Source organism: Streptomyces sp. SUK 48, from assembly GCF_009650765.1.
In the GTDB taxonomy this organism is placed as follows: Bacteria; Actinomycetota; Actinomycetes; order Streptomycetales; family Streptomycetaceae; genus Streptomyces.
Genome location: NZ_CP045740.1, coordinates 3346380 through 3363060 on the forward strand (window position 1 = coordinate 3346380; position 16681 = coordinate 3363060).

At 70.7% G+C, this 16681-nt stretch carries 12 protein-coding genes and 1 pseudogene; 4 read left to right on the forward strand and 9 right to left on the reverse strand.

Annotation, left to right across the window (positions count from 1 at the left end; genetic code table 11):
• Positions 1 to 3 precede the first annotated feature (3 nt).
• Complete coding sequence (locus GHR20_RS14180) at positions 4 to 1146, forward strand: acyltransferase (protein ID WP_153813375.1); 1143 nt, start codon at positions 4 to 6, stop codon at positions 1144 to 1146.
• Here the strand turns inward: GHR20_RS14180 and GHR20_RS14185 are convergent.
• Complete coding sequence (locus GHR20_RS14185; RefSeq protein ID WP_153813376.1) at positions 1143 to 1796, reverse strand: TetR/AcrR family transcriptional regulator C-terminal domain-containing protein; 654 nt, start codon at positions 1794 to 1796, stop codon at positions 1143 to 1145. The genes GHR20_RS14180 and GHR20_RS14185 overlap by 4 nt on opposite strands.
• Before the next feature lie 72 nt (positions 1797 to 1868).
• Between GHR20_RS14185 and GHR20_RS14190 the strand changes: the two genes are divergently transcribed.
• On the forward strand, positions 1869 to 3257 hold the full coding sequence (locus GHR20_RS14190) for an FAD-dependent monooxygenase (protein ID WP_153813377.1): 1389 nt from the start codon (positions 1869 to 1871) through the stop codon (positions 3255 to 3257).
• Positions 3258 to 3288: 31 nt separating this feature from the next.
• Here the strand turns inward: GHR20_RS14190 and leuE are convergent, their stop codons facing one another.
• On the reverse strand, positions 3289 to 3942 hold the full coding sequence (gene leuE / locus GHR20_RS14195; protein WP_111586684.1) for a leucine efflux protein LeuE: 654 nt from the start codon (positions 3940 to 3942) through the stop codon (positions 3289 to 3291).
• A 78-nt stretch (positions 3943 to 4020) separates the two neighbouring features.
• Positions 4021 to 5600: pseudogene (locus tag GHR20_RS14200) on the reverse strand (methylmalonyl-CoA mutase family protein).
• A gap of 79 nt (positions 5601 to 5679) precedes the next feature.
• Between GHR20_RS14200 and GHR20_RS14205 the strand changes: the two are divergent.
• Positions 5680 to 6444, forward strand: a complete 765-nt coding sequence (locus tag GHR20_RS14205; RefSeq protein WP_153813378.1) for a L,D-transpeptidase family protein — start codon at positions 5680 to 5682, stop codon at positions 6442 to 6444.
• Positions 6445 to 6663: 219 nt separating this feature from the next.
• On the opposite strand, the gene GHR20_RS14210 is transcribed toward GHR20_RS14205, so the two are convergent.
• The 3 genes from GHR20_RS14210 to GHR20_RS14220 all read right to left on the reverse strand — a co-directional run bounded on the left by GHR20_RS14210 (position 6664) and on the right by GHR20_RS14220 (position 9532).
• Positions 6664 to 7914: a hypothetical protein gene (locus tag GHR20_RS14210; protein ID WP_194858881.1), complete on the reverse strand. Its 1251-nt coding sequence runs from the start codon at positions 7912 to 7914 to the stop codon at positions 6664 to 6666.
• Positions 7914 to 8636 carry an RNA polymerase sigma factor gene (locus GHR20_RS14215; RefSeq protein WP_148026633.1) on the reverse strand — a complete coding sequence of 241 codons (723 nt, stop codon included), beginning with the start codon at positions 8634 to 8636 and terminating at the stop codon, positions 7914 to 7916. The genes GHR20_RS14210 and GHR20_RS14215 overlap by 1 nt, the downstream gene beginning before the upstream one ends.
• Positions 8637 to 9271: 635 nt before the next feature.
• Complete coding sequence (locus GHR20_RS14220; RefSeq protein WP_153813379.1) at positions 9272 to 9532, reverse strand: hypothetical protein; 261 nt, start codon at positions 9530 to 9532, stop codon at positions 9272 to 9274.
• Positions 9533 to 9781: 249 nt separating this feature from the next.
• On the opposite strand from GHR20_RS14220, the gene GHR20_RS14225 reads away from it, so the two are divergent.
• Positions 9782 to 10321, forward strand: a complete 540-nt coding sequence (locus GHR20_RS14225; RefSeq protein ID WP_208446849.1) for a response regulator transcription factor — start codon at positions 9782 to 9784, stop codon at positions 10319 to 10321.
• Here GHR20_RS14225 and GHR20_RS14230 read toward each other — a convergent pair whose 3' ends face one another.
• The 3 genes from GHR20_RS14230 to GHR20_RS14240 all read right to left on the reverse strand — a co-directional run bounded on the left by GHR20_RS14230 (position 10322) and on the right by GHR20_RS14240 (position 16572).
• Positions 10322 to 13933, reverse strand: a complete 3612-nt coding sequence (locus tag GHR20_RS14230) for a hypothetical protein (protein WP_153813381.1) — start codon at positions 13931 to 13933, stop codon at positions 10322 to 10324.
• The gene (locus GHR20_RS14235) at positions 13930 to 14826 is read right to left on the reverse strand and encodes an S-4TM family putative pore-forming effector (protein ID WP_275549663.1); all 897 of its coding nucleotides are present in this window, start codon (positions 14824 to 14826) and stop codon (positions 13930 to 13932) included. The genes GHR20_RS14230 and GHR20_RS14235 overlap by 4 nt, the downstream gene beginning before the upstream one ends.
• A 240-nt stretch (positions 14827 to 15066) precedes the next feature.
• The gene (locus GHR20_RS14240; RefSeq protein WP_153813383.1) at positions 15067 to 16572 is read right to left on the reverse strand and encodes an ATP-binding protein; all 1506 of its coding nucleotides are present in this window, start codon (positions 16570 to 16572) and stop codon (positions 15067 to 15069) included.
• Positions 16573 to 16681: the final 109 nt, after the last annotated feature.

Below are 16681 nucleotides of genomic sequence, written 5' to 3' on the forward strand. Positions count from 1 at the left end.
CGGATGACCACCTCCTCCCCCGCCCTCGACGACGTCCCGATACCCACGCCGGAGGGGACCGCCGCGCCCGCGCCCACCGGACGCGGCAGCCGCCTCCTCGCCCTCGACGGGCTGCGGCTGGTGGCCGCGCTGATGGTCTGCCTCTACCACTACACCGGGCGCGGCGGCACGATCTCCGAGTCCTGGCACCAGAGCCCGTTCGTGGTCTTCCCGACCCTGTCCCGGGCGGCCGTCTACGGCTGTTTCGGGGTGCAGCTCTTCTTCGTGATCAGCGGCTTCGTGATCTGTATGAGCAGCTGGGGCCGCACCCTGGGGGACTTCTTCCGCTCCCGGGTCTCCCGGCTCTACCCCGCCTACTGGGTGGCGCTGGTCCTGGTCACCGGGGCGTCCCTCGTCCTGCCGGCCGTCATCGCGCCGGTCCGGCTGGACGAGTTCCTGGTCAATCTGACGATGCTCCAGCAGCCGATGGGCGCCACCCGGGTGCTCGGGGTGTGCTGGACGCTGTGGGCCGAGGTCCGCTTCTACGCGCTGTTCGCCCTGTTCGTGGTGGTGCGGGGGGTGACCTACCGCCGGGTGGTGCTCTTCTGCTCCGTGTGGACCCTGGCGCTGGTGCTCTGCCGCACCACCGGCAACGCGCTGACCGACCAGGTCCTCATGCCCGAGTACGCGCCCTTCTTCATCGGCGGTCTCGCGCTCTATCTGATCCACCGCTTCGGCGGCGACCTGCTGCTGTGGGGCATCGTCGCGGTGTCCCTGCTGCTCGGCCAGAGCGAGGCCACGCGGGGCCTGTGGCACCGCGCCGGCCACTCCGATCTGCACCGCGACCCCTATGTGGTCGTCCTGATCGTCACCCTCTCCTTCGCCGTCGTCGCCGCGGTCGCCGTGGGCTGGACCCGCTGGGCGTCCTGGCGCCGGCTGACCACGGCCGGCGCGCTGACCTACCCCTTCTACCTGGTCCACGAGCACCTGGGCTGGTTCGCGATCCGGGTCCTGCACCGCTTCCTCGGACTCCCCTCGGCGGCGACCCTCGGGGTGACCGTCCTGGCCATGCTGGCCCTGGCCTGGCTCATCCACCGCTTCGTGGAGAAACCGTTCGGCCCCCGGCTCAGGCGGGCCCTGAAGACCCGGAACCTCTCCGGCGCCTAGGACGCGATCCCGTACCGCGCCCCGACGCCCGCGATCACGACCGCCAGACCTTCTTCGAACTGGCGGTCGTAGTCGTCGAAGAGGAGTTCGCCGGCCGCCGCCGCGAGGGGGTAGTCGGACAGGCGGCGGGCGCGGTCGGCGATGTCGGTGCGGGCCTTCTCGTCACCCGGGAGCGGGCGCATGCCCTGCTCCTCGGTGACGAAGCCGATGGTGTAGGCGTGGACCGTGCGGCCCGCGTCGACGGCCTGGGCGAGGGTCAGCCCGGCGTCCGTCAGCAGGCGGAGGTTCGCCTCCAGGGCGGGGCCGTGGTCGGTGCCGGTGAAGCGTGAGCCGCTGAAGACCTTGGCGCCGTCGCGGTAGCCGAGCAGCGCGGCGCGCAGGCCGCGGTTGACCTTCAGCAGGCGCTCCCGCCAGGTGTCGGCGGGGTCGAGCCCCGCACCGGCCCCCATCCGCCGGAACATCTGCGTCGCCATCTCGTCCAGCAGCGCCTGTTTGTCCTTGAAGTGCCAGTACAGGGCGGGCGCCTTGACGTCCAGCTCCTTCGCGATGGCACGCAGGCTCAGCCCGTCGAGGCCGACCTCGTTCAGCAGCCGCAGCGCCGTGTCGGCGACCCGCGCACGGTCCAGGGGCGATCGTCGTTCCGCACTCACACTTGACAGCTTAACAGCGTTAAGGGCACGCTCATGAGCGATGACACTTAACGGCGTTAAGGAGATATGGCCATGGATACGACCGATGTCCTGATCGTGGGCGCGGGCCCCACCGGCCTCGCCCTCGGCATCGACCTCGCCCGGCGCGGGGTCGCGGCCCGGCTCGTGGAGCGCGAGGACGCCCTGTTCCCGGGTTCGCGCGGCAAGGGGATCCAGCCCCGCACCCAGGAGGTCTTCGACGATCTGGGCGTCATCGACGCGGTCCTCGCGTCGAGCGGGCCCTACCCGGACCGGATGGTGTGGCGGGACGGCGAGCGGGTCGGCGAGGAGTCCATGTTCGAGCGGTTCGAGCCGGACGCGGGCACCCCCTACCCCGCGCCGCGGATGATCCCGCAGTGGCGCACCCAGGAGATCCTGTACGCCCGCCTCGCCGAACTGGGCGGCAAGGTCGCCTTCGGCCGCGAGGTCACGGGCCTGACACAGGACGCGGACGGCGTGGACGTGACCTTCGCCGACGGTACGACGGTCCGCGCGCGCCATGTGGTGGCGGCCGACGGCGGACGCTCGGTCATCCGGCGGGCCCTCGGCGTCGGCATGACCGGCGAGACCGTCGACCCGGCGCCGTTCGTGGTGGCCGATCTGCGGGTGCGGGGCCTGGACCGGGTGTACTGGCACGCCTTCCCGGCGGCGGACGGCAGCGTCCTCGGGCTGTGCCCGCTGGCCGGCACCGAGGAGTTCCAGCTGGCCGCGCGGCTGCCGGAGGGCTCGGAGCCGGACGTGACCGAGGACGGCGTGCGCGAGCTGGTCGCCCGGTACACCCACCTGGCCGCCGAGGACGTGGCCGAGGTGCGCTGGGCCTCGGAGTTCCGGCCCCGGGCGGCGCTCGCGGACCGGTTCCGGGTGGGCCGGGTCTTCCTCGCGGGCGACGCCGCGCATGTGCACTCGCCGGCCGGCGGACAGGGCCTGAACACCAGCGTCCAGGACGCCTACAACCTCGGCTGGAAGCTGGCGGCCGTCCTGACGGGGGACGCCCCCGAGTCCCTGCTGGAGACGTACGAGGAGGAGCGGCGGGCGAACGCCGCGGCCATGCTGGAGCTGTCCACCGGTGTGCACCGCGGCGAGGTCCAGCGGGGCCGGGCCACCGTCCAACTCGGCGTCGGCTACTGGGAGTCGTCGCTCAGCACCGAGACCCGGACCGAGCCGGGGCCGGTGCGCGCGGGCGACCGGGCACCCGACGCCGAGGTGCCCGGCGGGCGCCTCTTCGACCTCTTCCGGGGCCCGCACTGGACCCTGCTGGGCGCGACCGCTCCCCCGCGCGCGGGCGTACGGACCCTGCCGACCGCCCCCGAGTCGTACGGCCCCGGCGTCTTCCTCGTCCGCCCCGACGGCTACGTCGGCTGGGCGGGCGAGTCGGCGACGGAGGACCTGGCGGCCTACCTCGACGGCGTCGGCGTCCGCTGAACCCCGCCCCCGCCGGGCCCCGGGGGCCGGGCTACGAGGCCAGCGACAGCTTCACCGCGAACCCGAGGAAGAGCGCGCCGGCCGCCGAAGTGGCCGTCGCGGACAGGCGCTTGCGGCGCCGGAAGGCGTCGGCGAGCCGGGTGCCGCCGAATATCAGCGCGCTCAGGTAGAGCAGGCTGGCTATCTGGGCGAAGACCCCGAGCACGACGAAGGAGAGGGCCGGGTAGGCATAGCCCGGGTCCACGAACTGCACGAAGAAGGCGACGAAGAACAGGATCGCCTTCGGGTTGAAGAGGCTGACCACGAAGGCGCGCCGGTAGGGGCGCTCCTCGGCCGCGCCGGCCGCGCCCGCGGCCGTCTCCTCCACCGCCCGCTCCCGCCGGGTCCGCCACAGCTGCCGGGCGGAGCGCAGCATGCCGAACGCCAGCCAGGTCAGATAGCCGGCTCCGGCGTACTTCACGATCCCGAACAGCAGCGCGTTGGCCTGGAGCAGCGAGGCGACCCCGGCGGCGGACAGGGTCATGAGCACGGTGTCCCCGCAGAACACCCCGGCGGCCGCGGTGTACCCGGCCCGCACCCCGCGGCGGGCGGCGACGGACAGGACGTAGAGCGAGTTGGGCCCGGGAAGCAGCACGATCAGGGCCACACCCGCGAGATAGGTGGGGAGATGGATGACACCGAACATGGGAAGGAGTGTCGCACGGGGGTACGACAACGGGTCGGGGCCGGGGTGGAAGCTCGGACGGCCGACGCGGGCGCCCGCTCAGAAGGCGTCGGTCGGCACATACCTCCCCCACACCTCCCGCAGCGCCCCGCACACCTCGCCCACCGTGGCCCGCGCCCGCAGCGCCTCCTTCATCGGGTACAGGACGTTCTCCTCGCCCCCGGCGGCCTTCTTCAGGGCGGTCAGGGCGGCGTCGACCGCGCCCCGGTCGCGGCCGGCGCGCAGGGCTGCGAGGCGTGCGCACTGGCGGGCCTCGATGGCCGGGTCCACGCGCAGCGGCTCGTACGGCTCCTCCTCGTCCAGCCGGAACCGGTTGACACCGACGACCACCCGTTCCCCCGAGTCGGTCTCCTGGGCCACGCGGTAGGCGTCGCGCTCGATCTCGGCCTTCTGGAAACCCCGCTCGATCGCCGCCTCCGCGCCGCCCATCTCCTCGACGCGGGCCATCAGTCCGACGGCCGCCGCCTCGATGTCGTCGGTCATCCGCTCCACCGCGTAGGACCCGGCGAAGGGGTCCACGGTCGCGGTCACGTCCGTCTCGTACGCCAGCACCTGCTGGGTGCGCAGGGCGAGCCGCGCGGAGGCGGCGGTGGGCAGCGCGATCGCCTCGTCGAAGGAGTTGGTGTGCAGGGACTGGGTGCCGCCGAGGACCGCGCCGAGGGCCTGGACGGCGACCCGGACCAGGTTCACCTGCGGCTGCTGCGCGGTGAGCTGGACCCCGGCGGTCTGGGTGTGGAAGCGCAGCATCAGCGACCTGGGGTCCTTCGCGCCGAACTCCTCCCGCATCACCCGCGCCCAGATCCGGCGCGCGGCGCGGAACTTGGCGACCTCCTCCAGGAACGTCGTACGGGCCACGAAGAAGAAGGACAGGCGCGGCGCGAAGTCGTCCACGCCCATCCCGGCCGCGACCGCCGTGCGCACGTACTCGATGCCGTCGGCGAGGGTGAAGGCGATCTCCTGCACGGGCGACGCGCCCGCCTCGGCCATGTGGTAGCCGGAGATGGAGATGGTGTTCCACCGGGGATCTCGGCGGCGCAGTAGCGGAAGATGTCCGCCGTCAGCCGCAGCGAGGGCCGGGGCGGGAAGATGTAGGTGCCGCGGGCGATGTACTCCTTGAGCACGTCGTTCTGGATCGTGCCGGTCAGCCGGCCGGCCGGGACGCCCTGTTCCTCCGCCACCAGCTGGTACAGGAGCAGCAGGAGGGCGGCCGGGGCGTTGATCGTCATGGAGGTGGAGACCCGGTCCAGCGGGATACCGTCGAACAGCACCCGCATGTCCTCGATCGAGTCGATCGCCACGCCGACCTTGCCGACCTCGCCGTGCGCGAGGGGCGCGTCGGAGTCGTGGCCCATCTGGGTGGGCAGGTCGAAGGCGACGGACAGTCCGGTGGTGCCGTGGGCGATCAGCTCCCGGTAGCGGGCGTTGGACTCCGCCGCCGTGCCGAAACCGGCGTACTGGCGCATCGTCCAGGGGCGGCCGGTGTACATGCTCGGGTAGACCCCGCGGGTGAAGGGGTACGACCCCGGCTCCCCGAGACGCTCGGCCGGGTCCCAGCCGGTCAGCGCGTCCGGCCCGTAGACCGGCTCGATCGGCAGGCCCGACTCCGACTCACGCGCCATGGATGCCTCCGCAGTACGTTCCGTACCTCCTCACCATGCCTCGTCGTTCGGCGGGGGTCACGTGGGGAAGCATCCGGGGATGAGGACCAGGGGCAGGACCCTCGCCGGGCTCGGAGTGCTCGCCGCCCTCGCCGCGCTCTGCGGCTGCACCGTGCGGCCGCTGGGCGCGGACGGCCGGCCGCCGGGCGGGGGCCCGGTGTCCGCGGTGGGCCCGGGGGCGCCGTGGCGGCCGGGCGACAGCGGACCGGGCGTGCGGGAACTCCAGGCGCGGCTGCGGCAGCTGGACTGGCTGTTCGACGGGCCCACGGGTTCGTACGACGATCTCACCGAGCGGGGCGTACGGGGCTTCCAGGGCAAGCGCGGGCTGCCGGTCACCGGGGTCACGGACGCCGCGACCTGGCGGCGGCTGGTGGCGATGACCCGTCCGCCGGGCGAGTGGGAGCTGTATCTGATGGGCGGCCAGCCCGCCGCCGCGCCCGATCCGCGGTGTCTGACCGGGCGGGTGCTGTGCGTCAGCGAGACCAGCCGGACGCTGCGCTGGATGGTCGACGGGCGGACCGTCTCCGAGATGGCCGTGCGCTTCGGCACCCGGCGCAGCCCGACCCGCGAGGGCGCCTTCCCCGTGTACCGGAAGTCCCGCCACCAGGTGTCGACCCTGTACGGCTCGCCGATGCCGTACGCGATGTTCTTCAGCGGCGGTGAGGCGGTGCACTACTCGTACGACTTCGCGGCGCGCGGTTATGCCGGGGGCTCGCACGGCTGCGTGAACGTGCGGGACGAGGCGGCGATCGCCCAGGTGTTCGCGCACGTGCGGGTGGGCGACAAGGTCGTGGTGTACCGGTGAGGCCGGGCGGCTGAGCTGGGGCGCGGGCGGGACCGGGGGAACGTGTCCCGCCCGCGCCAGGTGCACGAGCCGTGGGTACGGGGGGAACCCCGGCTCAGTGCTACGGCCGATGACCAGTCGGCTCACTCAGTACTGCGTCGAGGGAGCCGAAAGTGTCACACCCTGTGCGGAAAAACTTTCGCGACTTCTGAAAATGCCAGGTCAGAGGGGTACTGGCGATCAAGATCGATCAGCGGCGGGGGTGCCGGAAGCCGGCCGGGGGGCGGTGGCGGACACGGACACGGTCCGGCCGTGGCCGCGCGGGGTGTGCGGCGGGGTGTGCCCGGGAGCGTGCGACGGGGTGTGTCCGGGGGCGTGCGGCGGGGTGTGTCCGGGGGCGTGCGTCGGCGCGGGGCCCGGTGCGCCCGGGCCGTGGTGCCGGAGGCGCGCCTTGCCGAAGGGGTCGCCGCCGTGCCCCTTGCCCCGGCCCTTGCCATGGCCCGTGCCGGGGTGGCTCTCGTCGTCGCCGCCCTTTCCCTCACCGCCCCGGCCGGAACCCCTGCCCTGGCCCTGACCCTGGCCGCGGCCCTGGTCCGAGCCCCGGCCGCCGAAGTCGCGGCCCCTGCCCTGGGTGGGGTTGCCGGTGAAGTGATCGGTCGCGGCCAGCAGGAGCTTGCAGTACTGGCCGAGCCGGGCGGAGCCGCCCGCGAGGTTCTCCAGGGTGCGTCGGCGGTCGGTGTTCAGTCCGCCGGAGCGCAGGTCGCGGCAGGCGGTGACGGCACTGTCCCAGCGGCCGCCGCCGCCCGGGGAGGCGGAGGTGCCGGGGCGGGTGCTCGGAGCCGTACGGCCGTCCGTCGCACCGGCGGAGGCGGAGCCGTCGCCCGGGCCCGGACCCGGGCCCGGGTCCACGCCGCCGCCGGGCACCTTGAGGCTGCCGGACGCCTGCGGGGTGGCCGAGGCGGGCGGACGGGCGGAGTTGTCCGCGGTGGTGGTGACGGCGGGACCTGGTTTCCCCACGTCGAACGGCGTGGGCAGCACTCCCCCGGCGGCCATGGCGACCCCGCCGAGGGTGCCGACGGCCACCACGGCGGCCAGCGCGAGCCGTACCGGGCGGCCCCAGCGGGGGCGGCGGGCGGCGGCGCCGGTCCGGGTGGGGGCGCCGATGCGGACGAGCCCCGCGTCATGGCCGCGGGTGCCCGCGCCGGGTCCGTGCGGGCCGGTGCCGGTCCGGTGGTCGGGAGCGGTCGCGGCGAGCGCGGCCGTGCGCTCGTCGGCGGCGGCCTCGCGGGCCTTGCGGAACGCGGCCAGGGCGGCCTGCTCACCGGGGAGTTCGAAGGCGGCCGGGGCGGCCTGCGCGGACAGCGCGTCGAGCACCCGGCCGAGGCGCTCGGCCTGGTCACGGGTGGCGGGGTCGACGGCTTCCAGGGGCTCCCCGTCCAACAGGCGTTCCGCCGTCGCCGGGTTGAGCCACGTGTCCTGCTCGTCGGCCATCACATGTCCTTCTGCGTCCGCGCGCGCGTATGCGTCACAGTGGCGGACGTCACCGCGCGGGCACGCGGTTCTCGCTCGGGGTCCTGCCGGGCCGCTCGTCCCGATCCCGGCCGGGGTGTCTGCTCGGGGTCCCGCTGGGGTGGCAGCGCGTCGAGGACGCCCGCCGTCTCCGCGTCGTCGCCGAGCAGTTCGGCGAGCCGTTTCAGGCCGCGGTGCGCGGCGGTGCGGACGGCGCCGGCGCGTTTGCCGAGGGTCTCGGCGGCGGTCTTGGCATCGAGGCCGACCACCACGCGCAGGACGACCGCCTCGGCCTGGTCCTGCGGGAGCCGGGCGATGAGGGAGAGCGTGCTGCCGGTGGTGAGCGCCTCGATGGCCTCGCCCGCGGTGTCGGACTCGGCGGCGCGGCCGGTCAGTTCGGCCTCGTCGCCGCCGATCGCGGGGCGGCGGCCGCGCATCCGGATGTGGTCCAGGGCACGGTTGCGGGCGATCCGGGCGGCCCAGCCGCGGAACCGGTCGGCGTCACCGCTGAACCGGTCGAGGTCGCGGGCGATCTGCAGCCATGCCTCGGAGGCCACGTCCTCGGCGTCGGGATCGCCGACGAGCGTGCGCACGTACCCGAGCAGCCGTGGGTGCACCGCGCGGTACACCGCGCGGAACGCGCTCTCGTCACCGTCCTGTGCCGCACGCACCGCGGCGGTCAGCTCCGCGTCGTCCCCCAGCACCGCACTCCCTTTACGCCTGTCTTCTGGTCGGCGCGAATGGCACGTTACGGCGTGAAACCGCGCCCCGTCCATGTCTGTAGAAGATGCAACTAACTCGTGACCGGGTGCGGGTATGCGCAGGGTGAGCACCGGGTGAGGACAGAACGCGCCCGAGGTGTGACAGAAAACGCACCCACGACGCTGTAGAGAGTACGGGTCGCCCAGCGGCCCTCAGAGCGACGGTCGGGGCCTCTCCTGTGGGGGGTGGCGGCCCCGGCCGTTGCTTCGGTTTCAGGGCCCTGAACTGCGGCGATACACATACTCCGTGACCAACGTGGCCAACGCGTGACCAACCGGCCGGACGCCTGGCGCGAGCCTAGCGTGATCATGTCCAGTACGAGGCACTGGACCGTCCCGGAATGTCGGCTCTCGGGCCCTTTCGTCTCGGCGCTCGCGGTGCTGGGCAGTAGTGCGGTCTGGCCAGTGAACCCGACAAACAACTGACAGCCCCGTAGCAGAAGATCGGAACAGGCTGTCAGCGGCTTTCGCCGCACGTCAGGCACTGCTCGCCCCGACCTACCCGGGTGCAGTGACATCCATACCCGGGTCGCGAGCGTCTGCCGCTCCATTCGGGAAGCCGTAGGGCTTCCAGGCCATCATCGTCGGCCGAACGGCCACAACGGGAATTTAGGGCGAGGCATGCCGAGGACCCTGCGCACCATGTCTTTGGAAATGTCGTGGCGGCCCCGGTTGTAGTAGATGTACTGGTACACCTCTTCGGGCGTGAATCTCGGGTTTTCCTCAGCAATCTGGCGGATGTACCGGGTTTTGGCCTCGTCGGGCTTGCTGCCGGCCGGTTGCCTGCGGCGCTTGATGCGCCGACGGATGCGGCGACCGGAGTTGTCGGAGTAGACCACGCGCGCCTCCCCCCAAGCGTGGATGGGTGATCCGACGCTAGGGGAGCGGAGCGTTGCAGGTCCATGACTGATCTTGCGCACCCATGACCCGCTACTGGCGGGTTCCTGCCCCGCCCTAAGCTGTCGGCTGCGTTCCCGCCGGTAGCGCGGCGGTCACAGGGAGGGACAGAGATCACGACGACCGTTCATGTCGCGGTCCTGGACCCATTGCCGGTGTTCCGACATGGCGTCGCAGCGTCGTTGTCGAGCGTGGGGCACCTCGTCGAGGAACCTGAGAACGCCGAAGCCTGGTTGCGTGAACACCCCGGCGGGGTAGTTCTGTTGACCCTGCGCACCGCAGAGGATCTGGACCAGCTGACCGCTCTGTGCCGCATACGGCCCCGCCCGCTTGTCGTCGCGCTGCCGTCCGCTGAAAGCGCCTCCCTGGGCGTGCGGGCTATGCGGGCCGGTGCCCGGTCGGTAGTGGCGCGCGAGGCGACGGTCTCGGCCTTGCAGCGGGCGGTCTCCGCGACCCTCGAGGGCGAAGCGGTGATGCCGACCGAGGTGGCCGATCTCCTGGTAGCCGGCCGGGGCGGCCGGGCCCCGCGCGGCCCGGTCCCCTCTGCGGATCAGATCGCCTGGCTGCGTCGGCTCTCCGACGGTTGGACCGTGTCCCGGCTGGCCTCAGACACCGGCTATTCGGAGCGGGCGATGTACCGGCTGCTCCGGGCCTTCTACCAGCGGATCGGTGTCGGTACCCGGCTGGAGGCCATCATGCTGGCGCAGGACAAGGGCTGGTTCGAGAACTAGCTAGCGGGCACGGCCCGGTCGCATGCGTGCCAGCTGGGTGAGTACCGGTTCGAGGCGCGGGTCGCCGTTGGCCAGGATCTCCACCATGAACCTCAGCAGACCATCCAGCCCAGGCGTCTGCTCGGACGGCTCAGGGCGTGCCTGATGGAACGCCTCCAGCGCCCGCGAGGGTTCCGCGTCGTCGACGAGAACCGAATAGCACCGGGCGATACCCGTGAAGTCCCACGCGACCAGGTCGTGCACGTCCGCCCTGGTGCGCTGGCCGGTCTCGTCGTCGAGTTGCTGGAAGAGATCTCTCGCGGTTCCCGGGAGACCGCAGCGGTGGGCGATGATCCCCCTCAGCGCGAGTTCCACGGTCTCCTTGCCCGCCACCCGGTAGCGGGCCGACTCCTCGATCGCCTTCCGGGCCGCCGAGAGGTCACCCAAGTGCACATGCGTGAGGGCCAGCACGGTGAGCGACCGCCGCAGGCTGATCGGGTCCCGGTGGTCGCGCGCGATGCCGATGGCCCGCTCGACCACCCGTCGCGCCTCGCCGTATCTGTCTTGATAGAGGTGCAGCTCGGCTGTGGCGGTGAGCAGGTCAGCCTGGAGCGATGGATCGGGGCGGCCCGTGACCAGTTCGTCGCACCTGGCCAGCATCGTCAGCGCGTCCGGGATCTCGTTCAGCTCGGCGTACCACCGGGCCAGCCTCAGCGCGGTGCCGGACGCCAGTTCGGGATCGACCTCGTAGGCGGCTTCGAAAGCCGACAAGGCGGCCTCGATCGCGCGCCGGTAGTTGCCCTGCCGCTGTCGGCAGTCGGCCAGTCCGGTCAACGCGGCGGCACGGTCGCCACCTTCGTCGTCATCCTCACCCGCCAGCCCCAACGCCCACCTATAGTGCTTTTCGGCGTCCCCAAGGTGGCCGTGTTCCCAGAACATGGCGCCCAGGCCGATGTGGATACCGCGTATCGCCTCACGGTCCTGGTCCTCCTGGGCCATCTTGAGCGCGATCTGGTAGGCCGACCGGGCAGAGACGAAATCGTCACTGTACGAGTAGATATCCCCCAGCGCGGCGAGGTTCACCATCTCGGCTTCCCGATCGTCACCGAGTCGGCCACGCACGGCTTCCCGCTGGGCCCGCAGTTCGGTCCCGCTGCCCCAGCGGTCCACCAGATCCTCCATCGACTCGATGACACTGTATGCACAGTCGTACAGTCCGGCCCGAAGCCAGACATCGACGCGCGCGAAGTGCGTGTGTAGATCGACCATGCCGTGGACGTCGTCGTCGTCCTTCTGCATGCCCTGCAGCACCACGGCCGCTCGCAGCAGGAGGGCGCGCCGGGTCAGCGGTTCGCCTTCGTCCGCCCGCCGGTCACCAGGGGCCAAGCGGCTGAGGACCGCCTCGACCTCGCTCTTTCGCAGGTACCGGCGGCCGTCGCGGTGTTCCAGGGCGAGACCGGCCGCCACGAGCGCTCGCAGGGCCGGCTCGATCCGTGGCGCCGGTACATACGGCTCCAGAATGCCGATGACGGTTTCAGTAGAGGCTGGAATGCCAAGCGCCGCCAGCCCCTCGGCCACCCGCTGCTGTTCGGCGGGAAGGTGATCGACGAACTTGTGCACCAAACGCAGATGTACTTCACTCGCCGGTACGGAGGACAGCCACGCTCCGACCTCGTGGATCTGTAGCGTCCGCGGGTCACTGCTAATGACCGCGGAGAGCAGTTCTGCGAGCCGCGGGTTACCGGCCAGACGACCGTGAACGCGCCCTAGGTCGTTCTCCGGCAGGGCGGCCAAGCCATACATGTCATTTGGGTCGAGTAGGGCGAAATGCTTCCGCAGCCAAGGCGGCTTGAGCCCGCTGAGGCTGATATGGACCGCCTTCTCCGTCCAGGCCACACCTGTCGTCGCCTCAGGTATGTGCTGCGTCACGAAGACGATCTTGACGAGGGGGTCAGGCCGGCCTTGCACAGTCTCCAGCGCCAGGTCGAGCTCCGAATCACGCAGCACGTACCCGTCCCTGAGGAGGTTCTCCGCTGAGTCGATCACGATCACCCGCCGGAAGCCGCCGGTCGCATCGAGGCCGTCCAGGGCGATCTCCAGGCGTGCTCGTGCGAACAAACCGGCTGCCTGGCCCAACCCGGGTGGCTCGATGTCCTCGATCAGGGTCGTCACGCCGATCTCCCCGTACGGAGTGGCCTCGTGCCAACGGACCACCGAGGGCTCGTAGTCCGGATCCGTCCAGCCCAGATCGGCCAGCACCTCCCGCACAAGCGCCGTCTTGCCTATCCCGGCCGGGCCGCTGACCACGATGACGGAGGTGGTCCGATCGTCCAGCGCCGCACGGAGATCACTGCGCGGATTCTTGCGGTCGACGAAGGCGGATGTGCCCCGCGCCGGTCGGCCGGCCTGCCGCGTCGCCACCGTGCCGCTCGTTTCGAGGTCCGCTCCCGCGTCGAAGAGCTCCGGCCGTCCCGCCTGCGTGGCCAGCGGCCCCAGCAGGACCCGGGTGAGCCGCCCAGCCAGCCGTGCGCACCAACGGCGGCCATCCGGCGTACCGCTCTCGTAGGCGCTGTGCAGCATCGCTTGGGCGAGCAGGGACACCTTCAGCTGCGTGTGCCACTGCTCCGGATCCCCGTGTCTGTCCACGACGAACTGGAATGCGGGCTCACGGAGCGCGTCAATGATTTTTCGCACCCTGCTCGGCATGCCACTATCGAGGCGCTTGTCGCGCTTGTCACGCTCCAGATAGGTGAGAAACGTCGACTGGGTGCCAGCAGGGGACTCCCCGATCTCCCGCCAGCAGAGCGAGATCAGCAAGGTGGCGAGATCTCGGCTCAGCGGTGCCCGTCCGTCGTAGGTGGCCAGGTCGATCAGCCGGAACTGGCCTGCGTCGACGATCTCGTCGTACGCGGGCACGAGGACGTTGTCCCCGTGCAAGTCGCCATGTGTCCGGCCCACCAGACAGTGGATCCTTCGCCGTGTCGCGGGCATGTCCTTGGCGAACAGCCGCCACGGGTTGGGCAACGGCTCGCTCTCACCCGGCAGTTCCAGGAGGTCGGGCGTGAGCAGACCGCGCTTTCGCGCCCAGCTGTGCAGCCATCCGCCGGTCTTGAAGCCGTCCCCCAGTTCGCACGTCAGCAACCCGGCCACCGTCGTCGGCTCACTGTCGTAGTCGTCACCGGTCCAGCCCCGGAGCATTTTGCGCCAGATCGTCTTGCAGGCGTCGGCGAGTTGGTCTGGATCCACCTTCCCCAGTGGAGTGCCCTCGGCCAGGAACTGACCGACGACGAAAGCGTCCTGGGGACAATTGACCGTCGGAAAAGCGATCTTGGCGAGGTGCTGTCGGCGGAATTCCTCGGGCGCCTCCTGCAGAGCATCCGAATGCCGTTGGTTCTCACGCTGATGCTTCGACGGCACCGAAGGACAGAATTTGATCACACACCACTGCGGTTCGGGCTTGCCCTTGGTGTGGACCACCAGCACCTTCGCCAGCCGCGCCCCGCTGAAGCCGTGGCTGCGTCCCTCGATGGTGCCGCTGCGGATCTCGAAGCCGTTGTCGCGCAACGACTCGATGATCTCCGAAGCAACCTCGGCGTCTCCGAACTCACTGGTCAACTCCTCCAGGACGGTCATGGCCGGGGGAACCTCGATTCCAGCTCTCGCATCCTGATCTGGAAATCGCCCTTGTCCTGGTCGTGGTACCGCCGGAAGTACCAGGCCGGCAGTCGCGGCTGGAGCCGTCTCATCTGGTAGAGCGTGTCTTGGACCTGGCGTGCGAAGCAGGTCAACCCGTCCGGTGTGGTGATCACCGGTGACGTGGGGTCGTCGATGACCCCACGCACCAGCCCGAGGACGCGGAGCCTCTCCTGAATGCTCGTCATCTGCGTGCGGTACATCTCCAGGCACAGGAGCAGCAGGCCGAGCGAGGGAACGAACCACCCGGTGACCAGTCGGCTCAACGTCCCGCCAGTGGCGAGGGTCAGCAGGACACCCGCCGCGGACCACAGCACCAGTACGCCGAGCATCAGCTGAGCGAAGCGATGCCGGATCCGGGACCCCCAGGCCAGGTTCTGTTCCAAGCAGAAGAGCACGTCATAAGGCGCGGCGGCGTCCACCGAGAGGTAGTAGCCCCGCAGCCGGTCCTCAGCGCCGCGAAAGCGCCGACTGAGCCGGCTCACCTCGTCGTCGCCGATCCGGTTCCCGACCGCCACGCTGTTCCACGGCAGGCCGAGTACATCGGCGTCGAACATCTCCTGAAGAGTCGCGGCGATCCGCAGGTACCGCTCGGCCCAGGGTGCCATCACTCCCATGTAGAGCGCGGCCCACAGCGTGCCGCTGAGGGTGATGGCGGTGCCGTACCGCGAACCCGAGCCGGTCAGCAGGCCGGCAACGGCCAAGGCGACCGAGACTGTCAGACTCAGCGTCTGCGCGCGCTGGTTGCGGAGGTGTGCAACGACGATGGCCTTGAGCACGCGCATGGCCGCAGCGCTCTCCTGCCGGTCCGCGATGGGATGAGTGCTCGCCAACGTCCCTCCCCCGTATGCAGATCCACGTAGCGAGTCTCACACGTCTGGCAGCCCTGGCGGTACAGTCAGTCGTCCCCCGGTAACCGAATGTGTGCCCACCCCCTGCCGTCTGGGCAACGTCCGCAGCGGACACCAGGGGCATAGCTCACGCAGCTTAGGAGGACACTGCCGCCCTGGCATGGAGGGCGCCCGATCCGGCCGCATCTGCGCGCGGCGGGGCAGGAGCGTCGGCCGGCTGGGTCAACTGCCGTAAAGGGCTGGCAGATCGACCAGAAGAATGTCGTCGCGACGATTGGCCAGGTCGACCAGGTCGGGATAGAAGCCGTGCAGGGAGTACAGGGCCAGAGTGGTGGCAGCGGTGTCGTGCCCCTGATCTGCGAGCAGGCCGCGGATGCGTTCCAGGCGTTCCAGGTCCCCGGTCCCACGGCGCGCGGCGGTCGCCTTGGCTTCGCCCAGCAGCGCGATCCTCGCTCGGGGTGCCTGCGGGCGCTCACCCGCTGCCAGCGCGATGACATCGATCTCGTGCTTGGTCCGGGCGGCCTGGTCGGCAACCTCGGTGGTGCCGACCGGCCCGGGCAGCCCACCGGGAAGCAAGGTGTGCGCGTAGCGGCGAGTGAAATCTCGCACCAGATCCTCGAAGTGCGGCCCGAGGATTTTGGAGTTGAAGGTCGGGGCGGCCTGCTGCCAGACCTGCTCGGCGAAGCCTTGTTCCACGGCGGCGGCCTGGGGGAGGGTGATGAGCTGGTTGAAGCGGATGACGGGGTCGGCAAGGGTGATCACTGGGTGTTTGGAGCGGAGGATGTCCTGTTCCCGGCGGATGTAGCCGGTGGACTCCAGCACGCCCAGGGGGTGAGCGACGGCATTGCGCGGGCGCTCCAAGGCGGCACCGATCTTGCTGGGCGTGGTGGCGCCGTTCGCGATCGCGGTGAGGATGTCGTAGTACAGGGTGTGCTGCGTGATCCTTGGGTCCTCGCGCAGCAGATACTCGGTCTCGGTACGCGAATACACCGCTCGGCCGGGATCGAGGAGTGTTCGAGTGAGCCACGTGTCAAAGCCGTCGTCCGGATGCGGACGGCCAGCCACTGGTCGGTAGCCGGGTGCTCCGCCGAGGACCGCATGCACCTTCAGCGCGGTCAGCGGATCGGCGATCTGCCAGAAGTCCCGGCTGTCTCGGTAGTCGAAGGGGCCCAGTCGCAGATCGACCACGGCCCGGCCCCGCAGCGGCTTGGTTCCCGAGAGCAGTTCGTGCATGACGCTCATCGCCGAGCCGCACAGGATCAGCCGCGGCCCCGGCCCGGCACCACGCCGGGCGCCGCGCTGGCGTTCGTCGTAAAGCTGCTGAAGCAGTCCCGGGATCTCGGGCGAGTGCTGGAGCAGATAGGGCAACTCGTCGATCACCAGGAGCGGATGTTTCGAGCGGGACGTCACATCAAGGGCATTGGACAACACGTCATGCCAGTCGGTCAGGCGCAGACTGCCCGGCCTCAGACCGGCATGCGTAGCAACCGCGTCACTGAACCGTTGGATCGCGGGCAGCCGCCCCTCTTCCCGGACCGCCGTGACGTACAGACCTCCGACCTGCTCGGACAGAGCCTGCAGAAGGTACGACTTCCCATGCCGCCGCCGCCCCGACACAATGCCGAGCCGCATCGCCGGGTCCGCATCGGTGAGGAACTCCGCGAGCAGACCCCACTCCCGGTCCCGGTCGACCACATCGTCCGGCTTGGCCGGCAGTCCCTTCTTCACTCACCCTCCCGCATCCTCAGTACGACGCTTTTCGTCTAAGTCTACTTCGACCGAAAGCGTCGTACTAGGAATCATCCTGGCGATCAGGCGGCAGGCCCGAGAATGCCTG

Coding starts and splice junctions, on each gene's coding strand:
- GHR20_RS14180 (WP_153813375.1), top strand. CDS start 4: ATGACCACCTCCTCCCCCGCCCTCGACGACGTCCCGATACCCACGCCG.
- GHR20_RS14190 (WP_153813377.1), top strand. CDS start 1,869: ATGGATACGACCGATGTCCTGATCGTGGGCGCGGGCCCCACCGGCCTC.
- leuE (WP_111586684.1), bottom strand. CDS start 3,942: ATGTTCGGTGTCATCCATCTCCCCACCTATCTCGCGGGTGTGGCCCTG.
- GHR20_RS14205 (WP_153813378.1), top strand. CDS start 5,680: ATGAGGACCAGGGGCAGGACCCTCGCCGGGCTCGGAGTGCTCGCCGCC.
- GHR20_RS14210 (WP_194858881.1), bottom strand. CDS start 7,914: ATGGCCGACGAGCAGGACACGTGGCTCAACCCGGCGACGGCGGAACGC.
- GHR20_RS14230 (WP_153813381.1), bottom strand. CDS start 13,933: ATGACCGTCCTGGAGGAGTTGACCAGTGAGTTCGGAGACGCCGAGGTT.